This is a genomic window from Bacteroidia bacterium (assembly GCA_019695265.1).
Taxonomy (GTDB): Bacteria; Bacteroidota; Bacteroidia; order JAIBAJ01; family JAIBAJ01; genus JAIBAJ01.
The window spans coordinates 16,755-37,878 of record JAIBAJ010000019.1; the positions used below are offsets into that span (position 1 = coordinate 16,755).

At 37.6% G+C, this 21,124-nt stretch carries 15 protein-coding genes; 5 read left to right on the plus strand and 10 right to left on the minus strand.

Annotated elements, in window-relative coordinates; translation table 11 throughout:
* Positions 1-19: 19 nt before the first annotated feature.
* Complete coding sequence (locus tag K1X82_04910; GenBank protein ID MBX7181432.1) at positions 20-2,371, plus strand: outer membrane protein assembly factor; 2,352 nt, start codon at positions 20-22, stop codon at positions 2,369-2,371.
* A gap of 541 nt (positions 2,372-2,912) precedes the next feature.
* On the opposite strand, the gene K1X82_04915 is transcribed toward K1X82_04910, so the two are convergent.
* The gene (locus K1X82_04915) at positions 2,913-3,947 is read right to left on the minus strand and encodes a DUF2027 domain-containing protein (GenBank protein ID MBX7181433.1); all 1,035 of its coding nucleotides are present in this window, start codon (positions 3,945-3,947) and stop codon (positions 2,913-2,915) included.
* Positions 3,948-4,049: 102 nt separating this feature from the next.
* Here K1X82_04915 and K1X82_04920 point away from each other — a divergent pair, with 102 nt between their 5' ends.
* Complete coding sequence (locus K1X82_04920; protein MBX7181434.1) at positions 4,050-5,072, plus strand: hypothetical protein; 1,023 nt, start codon at positions 4,050-4,052, stop codon at positions 5,070-5,072.
* Between the two features lie 546 nt (positions 5,073-5,618).
* On the opposite strand, the gene K1X82_04925 is transcribed toward K1X82_04920, so the two are convergent.
* The 9 genes from K1X82_04925 to K1X82_04965 form a co-directional block, all read right to left on the minus strand.
* A complete protein-coding gene (locus tag K1X82_04925; GenBank protein ID MBX7181435.1) occupies positions 5,619-6,383 on the minus strand; it encodes an N-acetyltransferase in 765 nt (254 codons plus the stop codon).
* The gene (gene asnB / locus K1X82_04930) at positions 6,380-8,212 is read right to left on the minus strand and encodes an asparagine synthase (glutamine-hydrolyzing) (GenBank protein MBX7181436.1); all 1,833 of its coding nucleotides are present in this window, start codon (positions 8,210-8,212) and stop codon (positions 6,380-6,382) included. The genes K1X82_04925 and asnB overlap by 4 nt, the downstream gene beginning before the upstream one ends.
* A gap of 5 nt (positions 8,213-8,217) precedes the next feature.
* Positions 8,218-10,824, minus strand: a complete 2,607-nt coding sequence (locus K1X82_04935) for a hypothetical protein (GenBank protein MBX7181437.1) — start codon at positions 10,822-10,824, stop codon at positions 8,218-8,220.
* Between the two features lie 61 nt (positions 10,825-10,885).
* The gene (locus K1X82_04940; GenBank protein ID MBX7181438.1) at positions 10,886-11,347 is read right to left on the minus strand and encodes a hypothetical protein; all 462 of its coding nucleotides are present in this window, start codon (positions 11,345-11,347) and stop codon (positions 10,886-10,888) included.
* Positions 11,348-11,349: 2 nt separating this feature from the next.
* A complete protein-coding gene (locus tag K1X82_04945) occupies positions 11,350-13,851 on the minus strand; it encodes a trypsin-like peptidase domain-containing protein (GenBank protein ID MBX7181439.1) in 2,502 nt (833 codons plus the stop codon).
* 112 nt (positions 13,852-13,963) lie between these two features.
* Positions 13,964-14,503 (minus strand): glutathione peroxidase, encoded by a 540-nt coding sequence (locus K1X82_04950; GenBank protein ID MBX7181440.1) that lies wholly within the window; start codon positions 14,501-14,503, stop codon positions 13,964-13,966.
* Positions 14,504-14,549: 46 nt separating this feature from the next.
* Entirely contained in the window at positions 14,550-16,271 is a 1,722-nt protein-coding gene (locus K1X82_04955) for a M3 family oligoendopeptidase (protein ID MBX7181441.1), read from the minus strand.
* A 53-nt stretch (positions 16,272-16,324) separates the two neighbouring features.
* Positions 16,325-16,867, minus strand: a complete 543-nt coding sequence (locus K1X82_04960; GenBank protein ID MBX7181442.1) for a DUF5606 domain-containing protein — start codon at positions 16,865-16,867, stop codon at positions 16,325-16,327.
* A gap of 73 nt (positions 16,868-16,940) precedes the next feature.
* Positions 16,941-17,354, minus strand: coding sequence for a BrxA/BrxB family bacilliredoxin (locus K1X82_04965; GenBank protein MBX7181443.1), 414 nt, complete (start codon positions 17,352-17,354; stop codon positions 16,941-16,943).
* An 886-nt stretch (positions 17,355-18,240) separates the two neighbouring features.
* Between K1X82_04965 and K1X82_04970 the strand changes: the two genes are divergently transcribed.
* Genes K1X82_04970 through K1X82_04980 form a run of 3 tightly spaced genes read left to right on the plus strand, consistent with a single transcriptional unit; the run spans position 18,241 to position 21,111 of the window.
* Positions 18,241-19,128, plus strand: coding sequence for an Omp28-related outer membrane protein (locus K1X82_04970; protein MBX7181444.1), 888 nt, complete (start codon positions 18,241-18,243; stop codon positions 19,126-19,128).
* Positions 19,129-19,139: 11 nt separating this feature from the next.
* On the plus strand, positions 19,140-19,925 hold the full coding sequence (gene cdaA, locus K1X82_04975) for a diadenylate cyclase CdaA (protein MBX7181445.1): 786 nt from the start codon (positions 19,140-19,142) through the stop codon (positions 19,923-19,925).
* A 1-nt stretch (position 19,926) separates the two neighbouring features.
* The gene (locus K1X82_04980; GenBank protein MBX7181446.1) at positions 19,927-21,111 is read left to right on the plus strand and encodes an amidohydrolase; all 1,185 of its coding nucleotides are present in this window, start codon (positions 19,927-19,929) and stop codon (positions 21,109-21,111) included.
* Positions 21,112-21,124 lie beyond the last annotated feature (13 nt).

Genomic DNA, 21,124 nt, shown 5'->3' on the forward strand with positions numbered 1-21,124 from the left:
TGCCTTTTAGAATTACCCTTTGAACTATCAACTAAAATATGGATTATTAGGAATTGTATTGACCATGATACTTTATTCGTGTAGCTCGACCCGAAGGTTGAATTCCAATGAATACCTGTTAGTTAAAAATGAAATAGTACTTAATAACCCCAAAGTATCAAAAGAAGATCTTAACTCACTTATCAAACAAAAGCCCAACCGTAAAATATTCGGTTACTGGCGATTCCATTTGATGCTTCACAATTGGGGAAGTGGTAAAAACGATTCAACAAAATTCAAACGTTGGCTTCGGAAAATAGGTGAAGCCCCGGTTGTGCTGGATTCCTTCCAAACGCAACGAACCAAGTCTCAACTTTTGGCCTATTTGAAAAATAAAGGATATTTTCATGGAAAAGTCAGCGATTCGGTTACTGTAAAAAAGAAAAAAGCTAAAGTGCATTATTACATCGAACCGGGCATTCCATACACCATTCGTAATTACACGTATGCGGCCGATGATTCCATCCTTATTTTAATTGCTCACAGCGCAGAACGTATCAATAAATTAGTATTTCCCGGACATGTTTTTGATTCGGATATCCTGGACGAAGAAAGAGCCAAACTTACCCGTGAAATGAAAATGAAAGGGTATTTTTACTTTGAAAAAGATTATATCCGTTTCGATGCAGACACCTCGGTTGGCAATCGTCAGGTTGATTTGAAATGCATCATCAATACCCCCCTCGTTCCCGATTCCATTAAACCGGATTCTCTAGTCCCGGGACACCATCAGATTTACAAACTGGGTAAAATTTTCATTCATACCCAATTTAACCCCAAAGCATTAGAATTTGGGAAACTCGATACCATCGTTTATAATGGATATATTTTCACCTACCAAAAGAAACTTAAATTCAATCCGGAAACCCTGCTCGATAATATCTTTCTGCATTCCGGACGTGGTTACCAAATAAATCAAATTGAACAAACTTACAGACGACTTGGAGACCTCAAAAACTTTCGGTTTACCAATATTTCTTTTGCTCCCGATACCAGCCGAAAAAATGAAAACATTCTCCAAACCTATATTGCATTAACACCTTCGCCAAAGCAGGCTTTTAGCTTCGATTTCCAGGGTACCAATACCTCCAGCAACCTCGGTATTTCCTTTAACGTAGGCTACCAAAACCGAAATATTTTTACAGGTGCCGAAATGCTTGAAGTAAAGCTCCTCGGCGGATTGGAAAACCAAATCGTATCCAGTAGCGTGGACCGAAGAATCTGGAACCTCCCCTTCAACACCCTGGAAGGCGGGGGAGAGATCAACCTCTATTTCCCTAAATTCATTTTGCCCTTTGGTCTCTCCAAATTGTCTCAAAGAGTTAGTGCTCCCAAAACCCAGTTAAAAACCCAATACAATTTGCAACAACGTCCGGATTTTACCCGAAACAACCTGCGATTCTCCTACGGAATTAGCTTCAAAAAAGGTAATTTCCATAAGTTTTTTCTAAACATCTATGAAATTAACCGGGTAAATGTGTACGACCAAAGTCAGGCATTTACCGACCGCCTCAATGCCATTAACGACCTGGCAGTGCGCTTTTCCTATCAACCTCACTTTACCACATCCACTAATTTTACCTACCAATACAGCAACCAAATTGTCTCCAAACTAAGAAGCTTTTCTTACTTCCGTTTTTACCTTGAATCCGCCGGTAGCACGGTTTACGGAATTGCCAAATTAGCCAAAGCCAAAACCGATACGTCCGGAAATTACCTCATTGGAGGAATTCCATTTTCACAGTATATCAAAACCGAAATCGATTACCGGCATTATTTTATCATCAATACCTGGAGCCAATTTGTTGTTCGATTTAACGGTGGTTTAGGAATTCCTCTTACCAATTTAAAAACTCTTCCGTATGAGAGTAACTTTTTCGGTGGTGGAGCCAATGGTATCAGGGCCTGGAAATTTAGGCGTTTGGGTCCGGGTTCATCCGAAGCCTCCCTGCTCGATCAGTTTGGAGATACCAAACTGGAATTCAATGCAGAATACCGTTTTGGAGTTTACAAATTCTTTAAAGCTGCCCTTTTTGCCGATGCCGGAAACGTGTGGTTTACCCCGTGGAATGCCATTAAAAGTCCGAAAGGAACCTTTGCCTTTAGCCGCTTTTACAAGGAAATTGCAGTGGGTGCCGGCTTAGGCTTGAGACTTGATTTTAACTTCTTCATCATCCGTTTAGATGTTGCCTTAAAACTTCATAATCCGGTAAAACCCGAAGGTCAACGTTGGTTCTCTGACTTGACTTACCAAAAAGACGAAAATTCACCTGCTAAATTTAATATCTTAAAAGTGCCTGAATATCAAATCGGTATTGGTTATCCTTTCTAGTATTTCTTCAAGAAAAGCCTATTTTCTAAACTTCATTATCCTATTCGTAAAGGTATTTTTAAAAACTAGTTGGCGGGTCCCATTCGCCTACCAGCCGGTATAAAAACTCCAACTGAACTACAAGGCTCATGGTCGGGCTATCGGCTGTAGTCCTCGTCAACCGCAGTACCGAAAGGATTCGGTACTGCGGTTTCCTGTGGGCTACTTGCCTCTATCCCTACCCGAAAGAAGGTGCAAGTTCGAACCACCATACATGATCCAAAAGGAACAACCATCATAAGCTTAAATTAATACAATAGTCAAAAATCAAATTTACATCGATATTATTGACAATTAAAGTTCAAAAAACTATACTAAGGGCTTGCACCCGGGGCAACGATAGAGGCAAGTAGCTTTAAGGCAACGCAGCGATTAGCGGAGTTGTCTTAAACTACAGCCGAAAGCGTGACCCGAACGCCTTGCACAAAGTATGAATTTTGCAACTATTTGGTTGGCGGAAGGGGGCCCCCCAACTTATAATAAAAGAATATTTAAACTGAATTTATTCGTTAAAAAAAACCGTAGTTGCACCCATTCCATACCGATTATAATCTCCATTGGTAATTGTTACCGCCGGATAAGTACGTAAAATTTTCAATGTCTCCTCTTTTAATACGCCGGCACCAACCCCATGAATAAAAGTCACCTTTTGGGTGTGCTCTGCCATTGCCCGATCCATCACACGCCTCACTTCCTTGAGCTGAATCATCAACTTTTCGTGGTTGCTTAGTCCCACAAAATAGGTTTCCAGCTTTTCAATGTGCAAATCTACCTCCAATTCTACCTTCACAACCGGAACCAAACGAGGGGCAGGAACCTTGATTTTGGGCTTCTCCATGGTAATCGGATGTGAAACTATTTTCTTCTCGGCAGCCAAAACCAATAAGGGTTTTGAAAAATTAGAATAGTCTAGAAACAAATTGGAATTGAATAACTTAGGTGACTTTACTTTCAACAAATCATCTACCACCTCCACTGATTTTTTAATAGGCAAATGATAGGCAATTGCCTGCAAGGAAATCGTTTTCAAGTCACCTAAATCTTCCGGAAAGAAAGTAGAAACGATGCAATTTGAAAGGGCATCAATGGAGCCATGAAAAAGCGTATACCAATTCCCTGCCTTCTCTGAACGAATAGAAAAATAATAAGGCCAAGGATCAGAATTAATTAAAAATAAATCCCAATTCTGAATGGAATTTGATTGTTTATTCTGAACAAAACCACATTTAAGATGAGACAATTTATGGACTTTATTCAATTGAAAACTATCGTTTGAAACAGATTTTAAATCAGGTATTGAAATAGGCTTAACAGCCGTAACAGGCTCGGGTTTATTCGTACTTAGAGGTACAGGGGCTACTTGAGAGGGTGAAGCAAGTGATTTGGCGGACTTTACTTTTACCAACTGACTTAGGGGATAAGGAACTTCAAATCCCAAGTCATTTTTAACAAGCACCGACACTTTATCGAGCAAACGAATGATCATTCCGTGCCCTTCCTCATTTAAAAACCTAACCTCGTCACCCGGAGAAAACATGGCACAAATATAAACCAAGCCCTACTTTGATTTCCATCAGGGTTTGTAAAATAAACATAAAAACCTCTTACTTTTGAAGTATCAATTAAAATACAACCCAACATGAAAAAGCTATTAACCTTAATTATCCTGCTCGTTTCCAATCAGTTATATAGCCAGGACACCTTATACTTTTTGGGTGGAAGTAAAGAAATAGCCAAGGTAGATCAGGTAAATCCGAAAGAGGTTCATTACCATTTGTGGAACTTACCCAATGGTCCGGAAATCATTGTATTGCGAGGAAAATTGGAAAAGATTGTATTTTCAAATGGTATGCCCATGAAATTTAACAGTGCCGAGGATAAAGCGTTGCAAAAGAAAGTGTTGAAGAATCAGGTTATGACTGATTTTAATAGAAATACAGTTGGAATTAACTTAGCAGAATTGTTTCTTTTCAGAATTGGAGGAAGTTACGAGCGAATTTTAGGAAAAAAAGGGTGGTTTTCCATTCGAGTGCCATTTTCCGTTTCATTAAAAGACAAAAAAGCTACGTTTAGAGAAGAAGTTTCTTACTACCCTTACTATGCCGACTATGCTTATGAATACGATAATGGTTACGAAATGGGAGGAAGAAATTATTCCATGTATATCCCAAGGTTAGGCAATTCCTCCAATTTTTCACCGGCAAGTATGGTTTATGAATTAAGTTCCAAAGATATTTACCTCAATTATGGCAATTCGTTTTATACCGGATTGGGAGGCAGATGCTATTTTGGAGGACAAAAACGTAAAAATTTTTATTTAGGACTAGAGTTTCAAGGTGGTATGTTTACGTATAGTTTGCAAAACCTTTTGAGTACTTCATACGATAGCAATGGAGACCTGATTTCCGTTAGCTGGGAAAACACTCAAGGCAAGGTAGGGAGCATGTTTGGCTATTTACTTGAAATTGGCGGCAGAATTAATTCCATGCAAAATCGGCTTAGTTTGAGTATTGGTGCAGGTTTTGGACAACGTTTTCTTTTCAATGTACCCACCCAATCAGGCAATAGAAACAATGGATTTCCATTTTTGTTCAACAACCTTACGTTTCAGCCACACCTGCAACTGGGTTATAGCTTTGGTAAAAGCAAACAAGCTAAATAGGGTCAGCTATAAACACCCAATAGATTCATTATAAATTATCCCGAAATTGTCATTTGAAACGAACCCCGAGCTAGTGATAGTTAGGTTTTCTTACCAATTAAGATTACTTGAAAACCTTACTATCACTTGTCTTGAAACGTAGTTTAAAATTTCTAATGACAATTTTAGGATTATTTAAACCGTAATTTTAATCATACTAGTGCAAGGTTTTGAAATAGATTTTCAGATTTCCTTGCATCCATATTCTTCGAAGATTACTTTGGATCGTTAGTCAGAAATACAGCATCTGATTCGTTGCCTGTTGTTCGCAGTATGAAGTATACAGCTTCACCATGGCGCCTTGCATCTGCTGAAATTCTAACTTTTTCAGCTAACCCTAAATAGGTTGGGATAAACCTAAATCCGGCATTAGAAATCTATTACAGCTTCCAACTGCTTCAAATACAAGGTTTCAGAACAATTTATAAAGCTGAATTTGGGTCAAAAGAAACTTAAGCAATTTAGCACGTTCAATCCCAAAGCGGATTTATTTTCAGAAAAACCGAGTTAGGAGGAAGCATTCTTCCATTGATCATACCCAAGTTCTTGCCATGGCATACCCCGGTTAAAGCGATAAGGCCATGGATAAAGGTTTTCGCCTTGGTCATCCTTCATGGTTCTAACATCCCCTTTAATACTCCCAGGATTTCCAACGAAGAAAGAAAAGGCAGGCAAGTTTATATTAACGTTGCTCATACTACCAACCAGGCAATTATCTTGAATTATTATTCCGGCATGGATGACAGAATGTACACCTATTTGAGAATACTCCCCAATGCTAGGACCCTGAACCAGATGAGTTGGAGGAAACTTATCGTTGGTAAGCACCACAAATGGATAAATCATCACAAAATCGTGCAATTGACTGAACTGACAAATATGCACATTGCTGTGAAGTCTTACATAATTTCCAAATTTAGATTCACCCTGAATATCCGACAAGGTACCAAAGGAGACATGATGCCCAATTTGGTTATTTTCACGGATGGTTACATGATGACCACAAGCAAAATGCTCACCGATGGAATTTCCTGCATACACAACGGTATTACTTCGAATGAGTGCATTTGCACCGATTAAGGTATCCGGATGCATATAATCAGGATTTTGATAATAGGCCTGAAGCGGTTCACCAAGGGTACAATTGTCGCCAATATAGGAATGGGGACCGATTTTTACCCCATCATAAATTTTTACATTTTGTCCAATATAAACGCTTGGATGTATTTCTACATCCTTCCCCGAACGAATATGAGCATAACGTGTACTCAATTAATTTCAGAATAAAACTTGTGCAAAATTATAAGTACCCAAATTCGATTATATAAATGAGTTTCACCGGCAAAAAAACGGGCTTTTAGCTTTTCAACAACTTCGTACTTTACCCAACCTGTATGTTCAATTGTTGACTTACTCAGGTATTGATCAATTAAAAACTTCAAATCTTTTTGCAACCATTTTTCCAAAGGGATAGAAAATCCCCATTTGGGTCGGTCAAATATTTTTTGAGGCAACAATTCAAACAAGGCCTTTTTCAATAGGTATTTTGAAATACCTTGTTTCCACCGAAGGCTTTCGTCCAAACTGTAGGCAAATTCTACCAAGCGGTAATCTAACAGAGGACAACGCGTTTCAAGGGAGTAACGCATGGATGCCCGATCCACTTTAACCAAAAGATCATCCTTAAGGTAATATCCTGCATCAAAAAAAGATTGCCATTCCGGCCAGGATAGGGAATCAGGTTTGGAGATAGAGTCAAAATCCAGTATAAGCTTTGTTGGGTTTACCAACAATTCGGAAAGTTCAGTTCTAGAAAAAAGCGATTGTTCTTGTGAAAAAATATGAGAGCATCGTTCATGAAGTTGATTGTATTTGAACAATTCGGAAACCCTTTTGAAGCGATTATTTCCGAGTGACAAGGCCATTCCTATTGGAGATCTAAAAAGCTGCACCAATGGATTAGAAAGTCTTTTAGCCCAAACATAGGAACCATAACCTAGAAACAACTCATCACCACCATCGCCAGAAAGTGTCACTGTAACATGCTTTCGAGCTAATTTGGAAACTAACAAAGTTGGGAGAGCTGAACTATCTGAAAACGGCTCGTCGTAGACGTTACCCATTTCAGACACCAAACCCAAGGCATCTTGTTCAGTAACTGTAAATTGATGATGATTGGTTCCAAGGTGATTGGCTACTTCTTGGGCATATTTGCTTTCGTTATGTTTAGCATCAGTAAACCCGATAGAAAAGGTATTTAATTTACCTGAAACATGTTTAGATGCAATGGCAGTTACCAAACTACTATCAATTCCACCACTAAGGAAAGTACCAAAAGGCACATCGCTGATTAGGCGGTAAGCAACCGAAGTATGAAGGAGTTCCTTTAAGGTATTAAAAGCAAGCTCTTCATCTTGAATTTTTGGTTGGGAAAATACGGTTTGAAGCTCCCAATATTTCTCCATACGAAAGGTATTACCATCATAAACGCCGTATGACGCCGCAGGAAATTTTTGCACCTCCTGAAAAATGGTAGTTGGTTCAGGAATATAACCCAGGTGAAGAAAATCTTGAATGGATTGGGAATTAACTGTCAGTTTCAAACCCAAGCTTTTCAGTTTCAAAGATTTTAACTCCGAGCTAAAATAGAGAGTTCCATTCTGAATGGTATAAAACAAGGGCTTTTTACCTAGCCTATCCCGAAAAAAATGGAGTTTACGTTCCTGCTTATCCCAAACAATGAAAATAAACATACCATTAAATTCCTTCACACAGGCGGGACCCAGTTTAGAAAACAGTTCCAAAATCACCTCCGTATCACCTGAAGTCTTGGTTTCAAGAGAGTACTTTGATTTAAGTTCGTTGTAATTATATATTTCTCCGTTAAAAATGGTAATATATCGGCCATTGTGACTAAGCATAGGTTGATTAGCCGAAGTGGATAAATCGATAATACTTAATCGTCTATGTCCTAATCCGATACCATTTTCTTCAAACAAACCTTGAGAATCAGGCCCCCGATGTTGGATACAAGTTGCCATTTGCGACAAGGTATCCGATGGCAAAGTTTGTTTTGAATAATATCCTACTACACCACACATAACAATTAGCCTAATGATTTAATCATGTTAGCAAGTAATTCAGCCTGAAAGCGGCGATTATATTTATCCAACAAAATTGGATGATGAGAAACTTCACCGGTTTGAGTCCACTCATCATAATATTTATCTAAAGCAGTAGTAATTTCTTCTTTGTAGGAAAAAACATCTCCACCTTTTGATTCCATTAATATATTCTCAAGTACCCCTTTATCATTTTTCACCAAAAGAATTTTCCTTTCAGAAAGCAAGTATTCAAACACTTTTGCATGGAGTGATTTTGCTTTTTCATCGGTCAAAAGCAAGAGCAGGTTCGATTCTTTCAATTTTGTTAATACCTTCTCATGAGGAATCCGTGGTGTAGTTTTGATAAATGGAAGAAGAAAATCATCATATTTAATTAACCGATCTTTCTGTTCCGGATAAAACTCAATACCTAAAAAGAGTAATTGAACATTGGTCAGGTTTCGGTTGATAATAAACTGTTTAAAACCATCCAGAAATAGCTCCAATTGGTGGTATGGATAAAGAATACCGGCATAGGTTATAGTAAATACATCCTTTCGTTGACTGATATTTTGAACATTTTCAAACAAGCTGGTATCGTAGCCATTAAAAACCACTTTTACATCTTTATGAGAATACTTCTGTTTAAAATCTTCTGCATAGGTTGGCGATGCATTTGTTATTATGGAAACGCTATCCAAATATTTCTTTTCACAATATTCAAAAAACTTATTTACGAGAATCTCAATAGGAGTTTTTGGAATGTTTACTGAATTGGTAGTCCAACCATCACGGTAATCTGAAATCCATGGAATGTTGTTTTTAATTGATAATTCGTAAGCGTACTTAAACAGGAAGAATGGTTCGCCTGTAGCAATGATAACATCACAACCATCATAGTCAATTACCCTTTGACCTTGCTTTTGAAACAAAAAAGTATTATCGGAACCACTGGAAATAAACTTTGCTACTGAATAATAAAAGGTTAGGAACCTTCGAATAAAGTTCATTCGATCCATCCCAAATTTTAATATTACCTTATCCCTCAAATTTGGAAAGTAAGGAACTCGAATAATAGTTCCATTCTCTAGATTAGATCTTGTTTCGAAATTTTGTTCAGAGCCTCTTACAACATCCACCGGGCTTTGTTTTGCACTATCCCATTGCCTTGTGATTACAATAGGATAAATTCCGAATTCATGAAAAAACTTAAACCAGCTAAAAGGTCTTAAAGCTCCAATAGAGGTATAAGGAGGAAAGTCATGAGCCAAAATAATGACTTTCTTCATTTCAGAAGCAAAATCTGGCAGATAGAACTGACTAAGAATTTTATGTAAAACAGCCGTTGATTCCTTTCGGGTATATTTGTTTTGAAATTCTTGGTTAGAAATTAAAGTTTCGTATCTTTTTGATTCATAAATTTGGTACAACTCATTTAGCTTAGTAAATGCATCTTCAGAAGTATTACTAATTTGACCAAGATTATAACCAGATAAGGTATTCTCAATAATATCTCCATCAGAAGGACAAGCTAAAATTGGTTTACCGAAGCCAATATATTCATATAGTTTACTGGATGGGATTCCTACTAAATTCTTGTGAGAAACCATCAATAATAGATGGGCATTACTTTGAATTCTGAAAACTTCTTGCTTAGAAACCCTTGGGGTAATTTCAACAAAACTTTCATATCCGGAAAGGAATTTATAAATACGCTCTGCTTGAATTTTATCAAATAATAGACCTGGGAAATAAATTTTTATATTCTTCTTTTCCCTATTCAAATCCACCAATTTTTTAAAGGCTTTCAAAAAAATCTCAATTTCTTGAGTGGTATATAATGAACCATTGTAAACAATTGAAAACGGAAGATTTGCATCCTGAATAATTGGAGTTGCATTTATTGCAAAATCTTCCTCAAAAAAACCATTTAACATTACATAACCCGGTCTTTTTACAAATTCAGAAATTTTGACTTTATAGGCTTCAGATACTGAAGTTATTGCTTCCGCAGTACCTACCCATTTCTTTTCACTGTAAATCTTTAACCTGTTAAATGCCAAATCAATAAGTCCAAATTTTTTATTAAAATCAGACGTGTTCCAATCATCTCTATAATCTGCCAACCATTTTATTTTATGTTTTTTTTGAAGGAGATAACCAAACCTGAAAAGAGTAAATGGATTAGCAGTTACCACCAAATACCTGATATCCTTATTCTTTTCTAAATACTGATCGGCAAAATCAAAGATATTCTTAAAGGGTATAAAAAAGTTGGTGAAATTCTCAGAAACCAACTCCAAAAAAGTTAAAATTCGTCTCCAAAAACCATATTTTGACTCCCCGTAATTTACAAAAAGTTTATCCCTTAAGCTACTGTCGTAAGGGAGATAATACACTTCATACCCTTCATTTTTTTCATGAACAACCTCTACACCTGAGGGTTTTAATACATCCCGAGGAGTACTTATGGGAATATCCCAATTTCGGGTAATAATAATCGGATAATACCCAAAGGTCTTTAGGTATTTTGCCCAACCAAAAGCCCTTTGTGAGGCAGTAAGATTACAGGGTGGAAAAAAATAAGAGAGAATTAGTACTTTTTTCATAGTTAGGATTCGTCCGACTTGTTGCTTAATGAATTCATGTGAATTTTCATTCAATCCATAATTATAGTACCTCTTTCATCTCGAGAACTCCTTTCCAATTAGAAAGTTTAAGTAGCAGTTTATTTTTCTTAGGAATACGGTTTTTAAGCGGACTCAAATTAAATGTAAACCAAGTCTGCTTGGAATCTTTACAATTCTCCAATTGGGAAGAATGAACAAGAATTAAATTTGTTCGAGGCGGCATGGATTTTTGAATATTTCCATCATTCATCAAATCAAAATGAAAGCCATTACATCCTCCTTGGAAAGAAATTTTAACCAGCAATAAACTATCATTTTTTACAAATGCAGTATCAACACTAAAATCCGGTTCTATGGAATGAACAAAACCAGGTTGTATTTGCAAATACTTCTCAGGCGCTGTGTCACCCAATCCGGTTTTGGCTTGATGCCCCGATTTACAGGAATAAGCCAAAACCAGTATGGCAAGAATGCCTCCTTTTAATAGATTGGAAATCTGCATTCCTATTCTTTTACAAATTTCTTAACAAGTCTTTGACCATTTATTTCCATTTCAAAAAAGTAGAATCCCTTTGACCAATTAGAACAATCCAAAGAAATAGCATTGGTGCCTATTCCAGTAACAGAATTGATGATTTTTTCTCCAACAATGTTTCTAATTTGAACATTCGAAAAAATTCCACCGGTGGAATGAACCTCTACAATCGTTGAACCTGGATTAGGATACAAATCAATTCGTTTTGACAAATCTTCCAAACCAATAGCTGAGTCAGTCCTTAAGTTAATATTGTCTAAATACAAATCATTACCATACCCATTTACTCCTTGGAAGCGAATCAAAACACTAGACGAACCTATATAAGAATCTAAATTGATGGTTTCGGTTCTCCACTGACTAGCAGAAGGAACAAAATTAGAATTGGTAACATTAGAGCCTCCATTGGTTGCTAATTGAGTATTTCCTTTCTGATAAACATAAGTCCATGATCCTCCACAATCGGCAGAAACCAACACATTTAAGCTATCGAAATTGGTATTACTGTACCTGGCATAGGCCACATCAAAAGTTAGCACCACCGGTGATTGTAAATTAGTAAAGTCGGCATAAGGAAGGTTCAAATTATCCTTTGCCCCATCACTTTGGTAATCGAAAAATGCAATTTTTGCTGAAGAAGAAGAGTTTCCAAATCCACCGGCAAGAGTCGTTCTTTCCCAAGTAATATCGGCATCATCATTGTCGATGGAATACCCTGCCGAAGGAAAAGTACCTGCTTGAAATCCCTCTGCAATTGGTAAGGCTACCGGACTTGGCACCAATAAAGTCACTGTTACATTTCTCGAATTATTATTGGAATTTTCATCGCTAACTCCATTTACAGCTAATAAATTAAAACCAATAGCGTTTGATCCGGCATTTAAATTTAATGCTGGCACGTTGAGTGTTGTTGAAGCTCCCGAAGCTAAACTTGGACCTGAGTAAGTTACGGTATCAACCGGTACGCCGTTCAATGTAATTTGAATAAGAGCCGAATTCACTGCATCCGAACCATTGTTTTTAAATGTAAAAACAGGATTGATTGTTTCTGTACATGTTACCAACCCGTTTCCTGGTGCGTTTACCGATTGAATACTTCCATCCAAGGTATAGGCAATTGCATTGGGATCATAGGTATCAACAGTTAATGGTGCTAAATTTTGAGGATCTAACCATTCTTTAAGTCTGGTCGCAGAGGAGGATCCAGCATCCCAAGAAACAGAAAATTTACCATAATAATCATTCAATTGACTGGCCGAATTGCCACAGGCAGATGGTCCACCATACAATTGACCAATAATTCGATGGTTAGGATCGAACAACGGAGAACCACTGCTTCCAGGTTCAGTTACTCCTAAGGTCCATTGTCCCACTCTCCAACATTCTATATTACTATAAGTACCGGAAACAGTTTGGTTTTGAGCTTTAGAAATCTTCTTTATATCGCCGCTTGGATGATGGATACAAAAGGAGGAATCCACTACCACTCCTTCCCTACTCCAACCTGCATAAACTGCGTTGTAACTTGCCGGTGGTGCGGAAGAAAGTTCCAACAATGCAAAGTCGGAACCTGCATTGTGCGCCCGATAAACAGATCCTGTGATTGATTGAGAAGTTGGACCAGTAGTACCCGAACAGGTAGAACTTTCATAATTAAAGCGAAAAATCCATTGGGCAACATTGTCGGAACCATCCGAAGTGCAATGATTGGCAGTTAAAAAATAAGGAGTGCCGCTTTGTGGTACATCATTTATCATTGAACCGGTACAAAACCCACTACCACCCACTACCAAAATACAAACAGCTCTTTTTTCCGTTTGCCAATCATCACCTTGGGGACAATTAATATTCACATTGCAAGCACCTGATGCAGCTTGATTGTTGGCATTTTTTTCTTTTAAATAGCTAAACACATCCCTGTAACCATGAACAACCTGATTAATAGAAATGACTCCATTACCTTTTTCCGATTTTGGTTCGATGTATTCTAGAACAGCCACATTTCCGGGTAGTAAATCGGTTGCAAAAAGTTGATCTTCCCTGTTGTTTTCACTTGTAAAAGCCCCCAATACAAATTGATGGTCTTCTGAATAAATAAAGAACTTACCTCCAGTGGGCATAAAGAACTTATTGTACAAAAAGTTTAAACTCAATGCTCCTTCAGAACGAATAGCCAATCGCCAAATTCTATCTCCATTTGGCAAGGTTTCCCACAATCCTGCATTTTGAAGATTGATATCTACATCGATGTTAGCACCAAAACGATAGGGTTTCATCTTCCCTTTGTTAAGTTCATCTTCTTGTTTAAGAAATTCTATATCTACTCTCGGCATAACCCGAACGGGTATTTCCTGAACCAATTTTCTGGCGTTAAAAGAAACTGGTATTCCACCTTGGGAAATTTGAGCCTTTACAGAAACTGTAGAAGCAATTAATGCAAATAAGGCAATTCGGGTAATTGTTTTATTCATTGTAATATATCGGGTGGTAAAAATACGAAATTAGAAAGAAAGAGAAAGGTCAAATTGTTCCCTCTAAAAGTGCAATAAAAAGACAGAAAACAAGTTGACCTTTCGAAAAAGCTTATTTGGATAGAAACTCCAAAATCTTTGGATCCAAGGGAGAAACTCTACTATCATAGTGAGCTACCAGATTCCCCTTTTCATCAATTAAAAATTTATTGAAGTTCCAAGATACCTTATAGTCCTGAACTCCATTTAAATCCTTGGAACACAACCACCTGAATAAAGGATTGCAATCTGTTCCTTTAACACTACTTTTTTCCATTAATGGAAAAGTAACGCCATAATTCTTTTGGCAAAAATCGGCTATTTCCGAATTGGTTCCCGGCTCTTGACCCATAAAATTATTGGCAGGGAATCCAATAATAATAAAATTCTGATCCTTATACTTTTGATAAAGGGCTTCCAGCTCCTTGTACTGAGGCGTATAACCACATTTACTGGCTGTATTAACAATTAGGACTTTTTTTCCTTTTAATTGAGAAAAGCTATACTCCTTACCATCCAAAGCTTTGAACTTAAAGGAATAAAAGGAAGGTTTTTGGGCAAATAGGTTTCCTACCAAAACCATTGCCAGCAGGGATAAAATAATTTTTTTCATTTGTTAAATGTTGTTGTTTTTTAGATGGGACAAAATTGCACTTTTTTTACTTTCTAAGCTCATTCAATTCGTTAGATACCGTTTCCATTAAACGGCTTATATTTTCCGGAGAAAAATCAAACTTCACTCCAGCAGCCTTATAAACTTCCGGAATAGATTTGGTATTACCTAAACTTAGGGCTTCTTTATAGTTTTTTAGTCCTAAACTTTCATTGTTCCGGTAGTTTTGCCATACCGCCAAAGCCCCCAATTGCGCAAATCCATACTCGATATAGTAAAAAGGCACTTCATAAATATGAAGCTGGTTTTGCCATTTTTTAGCCTGATAGGCTTCATAACCTGTCCAATTTACCAAAGCATCTACCTTGGAATTAATGGAAAGCCAATAAGCCCCCCTTTCTGCATCAGTATGATTAGGATTGACATAAAGCCAATGTTGGAATTTATCCACGGTGGCAATCCAAACCAAACCTGTAACAATCTTTTCCAATTGCTCAATTTTAGCCTTCTTTAAATCTTTTTCATTTTTATAAAACCTGGACCAATGTTCCATAGTTATCAATTCCATGGACATGGAAGCAAGTTCTGCTACTTCAGAAGGCATTCCTTTAAAATAGGTCAATTCTAAATCCCTGGTTAAAAAGGAATGAACAGCATGTCCGGCCTCATGAACAAAGGTCACTAAATCGCGTTGAGCCCCAACCGAATTCATAAATATAAATGGAACTCCGGTTTCATATAATGGGTAATTAAATCCTCCGGGTGCTTTACCCGGTTGACTTTCCAAACTAAGATGTCCCATTTCTTCCATAGTGGCAATACACTGACCAAAATAGGAATCAATATCCGTCAAGCAAGCAATACACCCTTCCAGCATTTCCTTTCCCGATTCAAAGGGCGTTAATGGCTTCCCTCCTACAGGCTCAGCATCCATGTCAAAAGGTCTTAGTTCCGGCAAACCAAGTTTCGATTTCTTGTTCTCCAGTATTTGACTATAGACAGGAACTACAAACTTTTCAACCGAGGAATGAAAATCTTCGCAATCTTTGACAGAATAATCAAACCTACCCAATTCGTCAAACATATAATCCCTGAAGTTGGAATAGCCTGCATTTAAGGCCAATTGATTACGCATTTCCTTTAATTCATCAAACAACTTATCCAATTCAGCAGCATGTTCCAAGCGTTTTGATACCAGCTTATTAAAAACGACTTCCCTTTCCCTTCTATCCGGATTTTTCAGCATAAAACTGGCTTTCTGCATGGTTAACTTTTTTCCATCATGCTCAATTTCCATGCTTGCTTGAATAGTGCCGTATTTTTGAGATTCGGTTGTTAGCCTTGCTTTTAGTGGAATGTTTTCTTCTCTAAAAAGCCTAGCTTCCATTTCAAGCCCTTTTAAGTATACCGAATAAGTTGAAGGATCCAATTCCTTAATTAAAGGAGAATCCAAAAATTTTTTGTTCAAATCATTTGATACAAGTGCAAATTTTGGCGATATATCTTCAATAAAGCTATTGAATTTTTCAGCCAATAATTCATCTCTGGTATCAATATTCATCCGAATATATCGCCAGGCAAGTTCTTCTTCCATAGCTGCATCCAATTCACTTCTATCTGATAACCAAGTTTTCAAATCGGATAATTGAACTAACTTCCTATTTTGTAAACTTTCAACAAATGGTAGAACTTCATTCCAGTCATCCAAATGGATGTTGGCGGGTAAAAACACCCTTTCCTTTTGCAAGGCTATGCTTGTATTTTCCATAATACTAAAAAAAAAGGAGGCAAAATGCCTCCTTATCTATAGGTTTAACTTCATTAACCGGTTTTTCTAACACCTGTCGATTTAGGAACTTTAGGTGCTTGTTTTACTGGCTTAGCGGCTTTTTCCGGAGCCTTTGATTTTACAGTACTTGCTTTTTTATCTGACTTTGCTACAACTTCCTTCTTCTCCTCCGCTACTTCCTCTGCCTCTTTTGAAGGAACCAAAGCTCCTGCACTTAGAAGCAAATTAAACCAGGCAAACAATTTCTTTAAATCTGAATTATATACTCGTCCGCGGTCAAAATTTGGCAGTACTTCTAACAAATAAGAAGCTAAAACCTCTGGATCTGATTTAGAATCAAGCGTTGTCTCTCCATTTGTTTTTTCATAAATCTTACCGAAAACTTCCTTTAAGGGAGTATCACCATCTACACAAAAAATACTGATGTCTTCCAAAGCCAATACCTTTTGATTAGCATAAGCCGGAATTCTTTTTTTGTCTACAAGCGACTCCACTATTAAACCATTTTTGGCTTGAGAAATAATCTTGTAGAGTCCTCCCTGACCAGAAATTGAAACGTAACCTTTTAAATCCATCCGAATAAAAATTGAGAGGCAAAGTTAAGCAAGTTTTGCCTTAACCTTAACTAAGTCAAAAAATTCATTGCAATTAGCAAAATTCTTCGAAAGCAGCCTTTAAGTTTCCGGCAATCATTTCGGCAGATCGTCCTTCAATATGGTGACGCTCCACAAAATGAACCAATTGTCCGTCTTTAAACAAAGCGATGGCCGGCGATGAAGGAGGATATGGTAAAAAGTGTTGACGTGCCTGAGCAACAGCCTCTTTATCAAAACCTGCAAATACAGTAGTTAATTTAGAAGGTTTTTTTTCTGTTGTTTGCAAAGCCAACTTTACACCCGGGCGAGCTGCACCTGCGGCACATCCGCATACGGAATTAACAACCATCAAATGAGTTCCTTGGGTGCTTATGGCAGTTTCTACTTCTGCCGGAGTGGTTAAATCTTCAAATCCTGCTGAAACTAAATCAGCTTTCATTGGCATAACAATTTGTTCTGGATACATAACTAATTTTTTTGCAAAGGTAAAACTAGATTCCTAAATCTGTCATGCCAATGATTGTTAAAGAACTCCATGATCTTGAATTTCAATACTTAGTAAACCAATACAAGTTGAGCAATCTTCACCGGACTTTTTCCTGTACAGTTAATTCTTAACCAAACCATTTACTCTGATTTAATGCCAATGCTTTTTTGAGAAATAGTACAAAACTCCATTGAAATTTAATGGCATGTACCGATGCTTATGCTATTTGCGACCCTTTAATCGAGACCTAATCGGAAGATGCTGAAAAACACACCAATTATTTATTTTCAATTACTTAAGTTCTTAATAGCCCCGGCTGGTTGCATTGATTTTTCTTAAAATACCACGAATTCATTGCAGGACAAAGATAGATACCGTGATACCGGACAATATATAGTCCAATTATGCTTCGAAATAGTTAGCCTAAACATCTTTTGAATTGGAAAAACATGTTGGATTAGAAAATAAACTTGGAGGTTGCGCATCGGGCAACGATAGAGGCAAGTAGCTCCAAGCCAACGAAGCGGTTTAGCGGAGTTGGCTTGGACTACAGCCGATAGCGTGACCCGAACGCCCGTGCAGGTTGTTTTGGATTTAATAAAAAGCTGGTTGGGCGGAGGGGGCCCGCATAAAAAGTATTAAAAAAAACTTGTCGTTTCCTTACTAATTAACTTTTCGGCATACCCCAAATAAACTATAGAATATTTGCAATTCGGTTTATATGCCAATACAAATCGGTATAAAATGAATGAGAGAATAAAAAACCTAGTCCAAAGTTGTTCATTTGTTAATATCCATTAGCCAGGTTTTGCCAACTTGTTAGTTTATTAAATTAAATGCATTGATTACTTTTGCCCATCTTCTGATGATGAACAAGACTCCTAATTTTTTCCGGTTACTTGCCGGGTTTGCTATTCTTATTTTTTCAGGTTGCGATAAAATCGAACCACCATTTACTGAAATTAACCAAGCTACAGGCCTTGATACGGTTACTTTCGAACCAGTGGCTAATCCTCAAAAAAGAATACTAATTGAAGATTTTACAGGACATTTATGTGGCAATTGCCCGTCTGCTGCCTCCATTGCCCATGATTTGCATGATCAATACGGTGAAAAGATTGTTATTATGGCTTTGCACGTCAGCGATCAATTTGCGGCCCCACTTAATGATGGTACCGGAGAATTTACCTATGATTTCAGAACAGAAGAAGGAACAGCCATAGACAATCACTTTAGTTGTTCCAATGCAGGATTACCTCAAGGGATGATTAATCGACGTACCTTTCAAGGATCAAAAGTATTGGATCGTTTCATTTGGGGCAGTGCTGTAGCTGATATCATAAACCAGGCTCCTCAGGCAGATATTCAGATTAAATCTTATTTAACCCAAACCGATAGCCTGGTAGCCTACGTTCAATGTACTTTTTTAGAAGATGTTTCAGACGAATACACCTTAGGAGTTTTTGCCGTGGAAGATAGCATCATCGATTGGCAAAAAGATTATTCTTTACCTCCTCCCAAAACCATCGAAAATTATGTACACATGCATGCGTTGAGAGATGCATTTGCAGGAGCTTTTGGTGAAAGTTTGGGAAGTAGCGGATTTAAAGCCAATGAAACTGTAAAAAAAGGATATTCATTGGTAAAGGGAAATGATTGGGTAGGTAAAAACCTTCGAGTAATTGCCTACCTTTATAAAACCAGCTCCGAAGAAATTATTCAAGTTAGCGAATCTTCCGTTATCCAAAAATAAACAATCAACCTTTGTTACTTTTTTTAGATAGCTTTAGATGGTTAGATGCAATCGATATTGTATTGGTTGCCCTAATCCTTTTTCAACTATATAACCTTATAAAGGGAACTGTTGCTATCAACATTTTTATAGGAATTTTATTAGTTTATCTGGTCTACTTAGTGGTTAGACTCTTAAAACTGGAATTACTTGAAAATTTATTAGGTCAGTTTGTTGGAATAGGAGCTATTGCCTTGGTGGTAGTTTTTCAACAAGAAATAAGACGTTTTTTAATTTTAATCGGAACCAATGGATTTGTTGGTGAACAAGGAGTTTTAAAAACCATCTTTTCTTCCAATTGGAAACTTAGGTCCGGAAGTAAATTAGAAATTGGAGCTATTACCAAATCGGTTGGTTCCATGGCAGATCAAAAAACAGGTGCTATCCTAATCATTGCCAATAAAAGCGAGTTAAATTTCTACATTAATACCGGCGATATTCTGGAAGCCCAGGTTTCATCCAGATTAATAGAAAGTATCTTTTTCAAAAATAGTCCCTTACACGACGGGGCTGTGATTATTTCAGGTAATATTATTAAAGCTGCACGTTGTGTATTGCCAGTAAGCGAAAATGAGAATTTCCCGGGAAATTTGGGTATGCGACATCGGGCAGCCGTTGGGATAACAGAAAATTCCGATGCCATTGCCATAGTGGTGAGCGAACAAAGTGGTGAAATTGCCATTGCAAAAAATGGCAACCTGAGTTTAAATATCAGCAGAGAAGAACTTAAACGGATTTTAGAAGAAGAAGGCCAATAACATGAACCAACTATTTTTAGATAAAACAACGGCCATTGAAGCGGAACTAATCTCCATTCGCCGTCATTTGCACCAATTTCCGGAACTTTCTTTTGTTGAATATAAAACCTCTGAATTTATTCAAGCCAAATTAACTGAATGGAATATTCCATTTACCACCGGTTGGGCTAAAACAGGTATTGTTGGGGTGCTTCATGGTAAAAATCCTGAATCAAAATGCATTGCGCTTCGTGCTGACATCGATGCACTGCCTATTCAGGAACTTAACCAGGTGGATTATAAATCCTGCAACAACGGAGTGATGCATGCATGCGGACACGATGTTCACAGCACCTGCCTTTTGGGAGCCATTCAGGTTCTATACCAAACCAGAAATGAATGGGAAGGTACCGTGAAATTTATTTTCCAACCGGGAGAAGAAAAATTACCCGGAGGCGCTTCTATTCTTATTCAAGAAGGAGTACTTCAAAATCCCAAACCCGACGCAATTATCGGATTGCATGTTTTACCCCAAATGGAAACGGGTTTTTTGGGACTTAAGCCCGGTATGTTTATGGCTTCGTCGGATGAGATTTACTTGACCATTAAAGGTAAAGGCGGACACGGTGCCTTGCCTCAAACATTGATTGATCCGGTGCTGATTTCAGCTCATGTACTCATTGCCCTCCAACAAATTGTTTCCAGAAACGCCTCCCCTATTGTTCCCAGCGTTTTGTCGTTCGGTAAAATTATTGGAAACGGCGCAACCAATGTTATTCCGGATGAAGTAACCATCGAAGGTACTTTCCGCACTTTTGACGAAACCTGGCGTGAAAGAGCCCACCAAAAAATTCATGAGATTTGCTCGGGTATTTGTACAAGTTTCGGTGCCAGCTGTGATGTAAACATTGTTAAAGGCTATCCTTTCCTTGTCAACGATGAAAAAATTAGTCAACAAGTTGAAAAAAGTTTAAAATCCACCTTTGGGGAGGATCAAATTCTTTCACTGGAAACCCGCATGACTGCTGAGGATTTTGCCTACTACTCCCAAGAAATCCCGGCCTGCTTTTTTCGTTTAGGTACAGGAAACTATTCGAAAGGTATTACTGCCGGAATTCATACTGCCACCTTTGATGTGGATGAACGTTGCCTGCTAATCGGAACTCGGGCTTTATTGGCTTCTGTTCTTGGAATTCATACAGCTTAAGTCCAACTTTCTA